This window comes from Methanobrevibacter sp. (genome assembly GCF_045586545.1).
In the GTDB taxonomy this organism is placed as follows: domain Archaea; phylum Methanobacteriota; class Methanobacteria; order Methanobacteriales; family Methanobacteriaceae; genus Methanocatella.
Map to the genome: position 1 here is coordinate 1 of NZ_JAZNAN010000045.1, position 5,622 is coordinate 5,622.

Consider the following 5,622-nt stretch of genomic DNA (forward strand, 5'->3'; position numbering starts at 1 on the left):
GTTTTATTTTTAAGCACAACGTTGGAGGTTCTTGAAACTATATTTGTTTCAATATCCCATGAGTGAGGAATTTCATTCCTAACAAAGATATAACTTCTTTTGATATAATCCAAATCATCTTCAGATTGATCCATTAATTCCTAACCTTATCTCGAATAAGCGGATTCATATAATCAATACTTGGAGTTTCAATTAAATAATCTTCCATTTAATTACTCACACCATTAAAATTGGTTAAATATACAATAAAATAACAAATTGTATTATAAATCTAAAAAAAAAACTTCATAAAATGGATTTTGCCCGTATACTATACAAAATATAAACACCTGCTAAAAAAGACCAAATTAATTCCTTAAAAAAAGACTCAATTTTTAAAAATATCAACATATAATGCTTAATAAAATTATAAAATAAGTATATTAAGTTAATCAAGAATTAAACCAATATTAATGAATAATAAGTCAAATAAAGCCCAAATAATATAGATTTTTTGTTGCCCGTATACTCTACAAAATATTTACTGCTTTTAGCTCTCAAATTATAATATTCAACTAAGAAGCATATATATTTTTATTACTTTTATTTGATTTTGAAAGATATAGGTTTTAACAGAACCAGAATATAGCTATGATGCTGTTTATTGCTTTTTACCGGAGCTAAATTTTTGATATGTAAGAAAAACTCCTTATTCATTGGGGAAGTGTTTTATGTGGCGCTTTCCCTTAAATATCTTAATCAAGTTTAAAAAACTTAACCCTCGAACCGACCGAAAAATGGCCAGTTCTTAAATTTGACAAATCCATCTACTTCAAAACTAAAACAGGAATAGGGGGACAAGCCCCTGTTCCTCAAGCTTGGCAAAACCATTGTTGTTATGCAAATTTCTCGAATAAGCTTGTTAAAAGGAATTTTAGGCTTCATAATCCTGATTCGCCCTTGCTGATTGGGGATGTTAAAGACAGGGATGTTGTAAAAGAAGTTAATGAACCTAGCTATATTGATGCTCAAGCTAGATTAATTTAATGGCTATTTTTATAAAACCTATCAAAATTGTATGGATAACTATTTTTTAAGAAAAATTAAAAAAATATATAGGAATAATAATCATTGAGGAAATATCATGAAAAATTACTCATGTAGCAATTGTGGAATTATAAACTGCAAACACCAAGATTCAGAATATCCTAAATTCTGTCCAACAAAAGAATTAACACGTGATGAAATAATAGAAATTGAAAAAATCTACAATGAAGACAACAACAAAGAGATATCACGGATATCTGCAGAAATTGAAGAGGAGTTCTACTGCAAATACACAAGAGTAAAAGAAATCATAGAATTTGCCAAAAGACTAAAAATGAATAAAATAGGAATAGCTGCCTGTGTAGGGCTAATGGAAGAAAGCAGAACATTTGCTAAAATCCTTGACAAACATGGCTTTGAAGTATATTCCGTAGCATGTAAAGTCGGAGCAATGAAAAAAACAGAAATGGCCGGTGTAAATGATAAAAAAACATGCATAACAGGAAATATAATGTGCAATCCGATACTGCAGGCAAAAATACTCAATAATGAAAAAACTGACCTTAACGTGATAATAGGGTTATGCGTAGGTCATGATAGTCTTTTTTATAAGTATTCTGATGCCCTCTGTACAACACTTGTAACAAAAGATAAGGTGCTTGCACACAATCCTGTTGGAGCGTTATACCAAACAAACACCTATTATAAGAAGCTGATGAAAAGGGATTAGGTCAAATCCTAATGAACCTTAAATACTGGTGATGTCTAAATAATGGACTCGTAGCAAAGGTTAATTCCAATTTTTGTATCAGTGCATTAACTTAAGAGTGATATTTCTCATCTCAGCACGTTCATTTAAGGCATCTTTCATAAAGTCGGATTTTTCAGCAAGATCCATATCTTTAGTGGATTCATCCGCTTCATCGAGCACTTCTTTTAAGTCATCTACGTCCATTAGGTTAACTGCCAAGCAGAAAAATACGTCTCTACGGCCGTTATCATACTCGTTTAGAAGCCGATCCAAAATTTCTTTTTTAACTCTCTGTTCTGCCCTGTAATTTTCAATGCCTATTGTTTTTGCCTTTTCCATGTCCTTCAGCTGATTTTTATGGGTGATAAGTGAATCGTGCAAATCCACACCATCATATTTTTCACATGGGTATTCCCCACATTCAAAGCAGTAGTCAATGTTTCCATGTTCTATGCTGCAGGGTGCAAATTCACATACCATATAGCATGTGCTGCCTTCACGGCATCCTGTACATCCTCCCCTGATGAACATAGGGCATAGGCTGCAGTTCAATCCGCATAATGAAAACAGCAAGTCGTTTCTTTTAAATCTTTTTGAAGTCATAATGATCGTTTGTTCCTCCTGATTTCTGCATATCTGTCCATATTGCCATGTTCTATTTCATTATTGAGAGTTTTGACTATCTCATCTTTCCTCTCTAAAAAGTTAGGGCCGGTCAGACTTGCTGAAACCGTGTGATGGGTAATGAAATAGCAGTCACAATTTAGATGTTCGACAAATGTCTTAAGTTCAATCAGCATTTCCTTTTCGGTGAGTGGTGTGAACTCCCCTTTTCTGGCTTCATCCAAGAGAGGAGTTCCTTCAAACAATGTAAGTCCGCCCGTTCCGACAAGCATTGGATTGCACTCACTGAATATCTTTGCCGAATTGATTGCATGGTCCATGCTGTGTTCCTTGCCGGCCACACCATTCAAAAAACTCATCCAAAAGTCAATTCCCGCAGCGGTCAATTTTTGACACTGTTCGATAATGTCATGTGAAGTGTATCCCTTATTTACTCTTTCAAGTGTCCAGTCATCTCCACTTTCAACACCGAGTGAAATCTCTTTCAGTCCCAATTCCCTTAAGTTTTCAAGTTCCTCTACAGTCTTGTTCTTCAAGTCGGAAACCCTTGTTGCGGCATAGATGTATTCGATTTCCGGAAGATAGTCATTTATCTTTTCCAGGATCGGTCTTAATTTGTTGTAGGTCATAATTAAAGGATTTGCTGAAAGTAATTGGATGGTTTTTGATTCTGGAGCCAATTTTGCCAATTCCTGCAAATCCTCCTCTATCAGTTCCATCGGTTGAGGCCTGAACCTCACGTCCTTGTACATTGTGCAAAATTTGCACCGGTTATGGGTACAGCCTTGTGTCACCTGCAGCAGCGGAAATGTCGGCCAATATGGGTTTCTATAAACTGGTTGTGTAAAATGCATATTTTTCACCTACTAATATCAATAATCTTTTATGAATTTCTTTATGGTTTCTGCAACCTCATGGGGCATCTGACTCCATAGTGCATGGGTGGTGCCTGGAAAATCATTCTCAAGCACAAAACTACCTTGAACATGTTCTTTTATATAATCGCTTGCTTCTGTGGAGTAAAGTGGATGTTCAGGCATCAGATATAAAAATGGAACTGTGATTTTTTCCATTGCGGGACGATGGTCCGTTCTGAAAAGTGAATACCACAGACTTGCCATGGTTAATGTGTTCACTGAATCACCGAAGCTCTTTATGAAATGCTTTTCATCCTCTTGTGAAATATTTGACGGTTCAGGATTCATAATGTTTTTGAAAATGTGATATGATGCATAGCCCGCATCATCAAATATGCGATCAAAATCCTGCATAAAATCTTCGTCATTCCATTCTCCTTGCTTTATTCCCCCTTTCCATCCGTTATTGCGCATATAGGGGGACATGTCTGAGGCAACAATTCTTTTAATATTGTCGCATCCGAACTGGTTTACATAACTGTAAATTGTGGCAGCTCCCAGTGAATGTCCAATCAATGTGACATTTTCAAGATTCAATGATTCGATTATCTCGTTTAAATCCTGCCCCAGTCTTTGAATGTTCATGTGAATTTTTGAGTTATCTGAATCCGCATGGCCTCTCTGGTCATAGATGAGAATATTGAAATCATCTCTGAACTCATCATAAAGCTCTTTATTTGCATTATGGGAAGAGTTCAATCCATGACAGAAAACTAATGTTTCACCCTCCCCACAATTTTCATAGTATAATTTTATTCCATCGCTCATAGTTAGATATGGCATCCGATGACTCCTGTCAGTTAAGTTATATATTATATTTCCTGTTCATTCTTATTACATTTTCATGGCTGAAGTCACCGCCGGTCAAATCTGCAAAATTCCCCATAACCTTCGCTCTGTTTTCCGCCACACTTTCGGGTGTTTGAGTGGATTTCTCTTTAATGGATTTAAGTTCATCTATTGTATAATCGCAGCAGTATCCTGCGGATGTAGGCTGCATCTTCCAGGATTCGTCAAGGGTACCTGCATCATATGGATCAAAGCCGCATTGGTCCACCAGGTTCATTACAATTTCCTTTTTGGCTTCATCATCACCAGCAACCTGCATTGCAAGCCTTCCGTCTTCCCCATTTTCCTTGCCAAATTCTGACAATGAGTAGGCTAAGAGGGTATTGAACGCTTTAATTACTGGTCTTCCAATGTGTTTGGAAAGCCAAAGGCTTTCAACTTCACCGTTTCCCAATCCTTCAATATCATCATCGCGCATTTCAGGATAATAGTTGCCAGTATCAACGACTATTGCATCAGAAGGTAATTTTGTAAATACATCTTTTGGTATGGATTCGATTGCACCGTAGGGAACGGAAATAATCAATACTTCAGTATTATCTGAAATTTCATTTAGATCTGAGGGATGTCCTCCAATTTCATTTGCAAACTCTTTGACGGAATCCTTGCCTCTTGAATTAGCCACCTTAACGAAATGACCTTTTTCTGCAAGTTTTCTGGCGATGGTTCCGCCGATTGCTCCAATTCCTATAATTCCTATCTCCATATTTTTTCCTCACTTTTTAATCAAAAAATCTTGTGAATTCCTCTGGGGAGTTACGTGGAGCTTCAGGTTGGTTTAAAGGATGGTCCTCATCAGCATAACCTATTCCGATGCCCACAACCAATTTAATGTCATCAGGAATATCAATTAATTCTCGAATGCGGTCGGCAAAGAAAACTATTGATGCCGCAACTATTGTTGAATATCCTTTTTCTTCAGCTGCCAAGAGCAAGTTTGTTGAAAATGAACCCAAATCAAAGTGGGAATATGTTGTAGCGGATTCATGGAGTGCCAAAAGAATTATGGTCGGTGCAAAGTAATTGTTGGATAAGCTTTCAAAGGTCAAGTCATTCCATTCATCTTCACTGATTCCATGGTCTTTAGCCCATTTTTTTCTTGCAGCCCCAATGCTTAAGACATTATCCTGATATCTTTTGTATTGTTGCCATTCCTGGCGATGTGGGAATGTCAAATCAGGTCTAGAATCAGGAATTCCATCTTTCATTTCCTCTCTCCAGATTTCATTGAATTTATCAACGGTTTCACCGGAAAGGACAAATACTTCCCATGGTTGACTATTGGTCCAACTTGCAGTTTTGGTTGCTATTTGCAATAGTTCCATGATTTCCTCTTTAGATACCTTTTTATCCGGAAGCATCTGGCGAATTGATTTTCTTTTTAAGATTGTGTCAATAGTGTTCATGTTTTATCACCTGTTCATTTAATTAATTCATAACGTCAATTCAATTGAT

Annotated in this window: 6 protein-coding genes; 1 reads left to right on the top strand and 5 read right to left on the bottom strand. The window is 36.3% G+C overall.

What is annotated here, in order from left to right; all coding sequences use genetic code 11:
- Window positions 1-1,123 precede the first annotated feature (1,123 nt).
- Window positions 1,124-1,756, top strand: a complete 633-nt coding sequence (locus ACKI3D_RS03840; RefSeq protein ID WP_407392440.1) for a DUF1847 domain-containing protein — start codon at window positions 1,124-1,126, stop codon at window positions 1,754-1,756.
- Window positions 1,757-1,834: 78 nt separating this feature from the next.
- Here the strand turns inward: ACKI3D_RS03840 and ACKI3D_RS03845 are convergent, their stop codons facing one another.
- The 5 genes from ACKI3D_RS03845 to ACKI3D_RS03865 are packed head-to-tail and all read right to left on the bottom strand — an operon-like array spanning window position 1,835 to window position 5,573.
- Window positions 1,835-2,380: a DUF3795 domain-containing protein gene (locus ACKI3D_RS03845; protein ID WP_407392441.1), complete on the bottom strand. Its 546-nt coding sequence runs from the start codon at window positions 2,378-2,380 to the stop codon at window positions 1,835-1,837.
- Window positions 2,377-3,255 (bottom strand): radical SAM protein, encoded by an 879-nt coding sequence (locus ACKI3D_RS03850; protein ID WP_407392442.1) that lies wholly within the window; start codon window positions 3,253-3,255, stop codon window positions 2,377-2,379. Before ACKI3D_RS03850 ends, ACKI3D_RS03845 begins: the two co-directional genes overlap by 4 nt.
- Window positions 3,256-3,273: 18 nt before the next feature.
- The gene (locus ACKI3D_RS03855) at window positions 3,274-4,101 is read right to left on the bottom strand and encodes an alpha/beta fold hydrolase (RefSeq protein WP_407392443.1); all 828 of its coding nucleotides are present in this window, start codon (window positions 4,099-4,101) and stop codon (window positions 3,274-3,276) included.
- Window positions 4,102-4,123: 22 nt separating this feature from the next.
- A complete protein-coding gene (locus tag ACKI3D_RS03860) occupies window positions 4,124-4,873 on the bottom strand; it encodes an NADPH-dependent F420 reductase (protein ID WP_407392444.1) in 750 nt (249 codons plus the stop codon).
- Window positions 4,874-4,889: 16 nt separating this feature from the next.
- Complete coding sequence (locus ACKI3D_RS03865; RefSeq protein ID WP_407392445.1) at window positions 4,890-5,573, bottom strand: nitroreductase; 684 nt, start codon at window positions 5,571-5,573, stop codon at window positions 4,890-4,892.
- Between the last annotated feature and the right edge of the window lie 49 nt (window positions 5,574-5,622).

Excerpts from the sequence above, each read along its gene's own strand:
- ACKI3D_RS03840 (WP_407392440.1), top strand. The coding sequence starts at position 1,124 with ATGAAAAATTACTCATGTAGCAATTGTGGAATTATAAACTGCAAACAC.
- ACKI3D_RS03845 (WP_407392441.1), bottom strand. The coding sequence starts at position 2,380 with ATGACTTCAAAAAGATTTAAAAGAAACGACTTGCTGTTTTCATTATGC.
- ACKI3D_RS03850 (WP_407392442.1), bottom strand. The coding sequence starts at position 3,255 with ATGCATTTTACACAACCAGTTTATAGAAACCCATATTGGCCGACATTT.
- ACKI3D_RS03855 (WP_407392443.1), bottom strand. The coding sequence starts at position 4,101 with ATGCCATATCTAACTATGAGCGATGGAATAAAATTATACTATGAAAAT.
- ACKI3D_RS03860 (WP_407392444.1), bottom strand. The coding sequence starts at position 4,873 with ATGGAGATAGGAATTATAGGAATTGGAGCAATCGGCGGAACCATCGCC.
- ACKI3D_RS03865 (WP_407392445.1), bottom strand. The coding sequence starts at position 5,573 with ATGAACACTATTGACACAATCTTAAAAAGAAAATCAATTCGCCAGATG.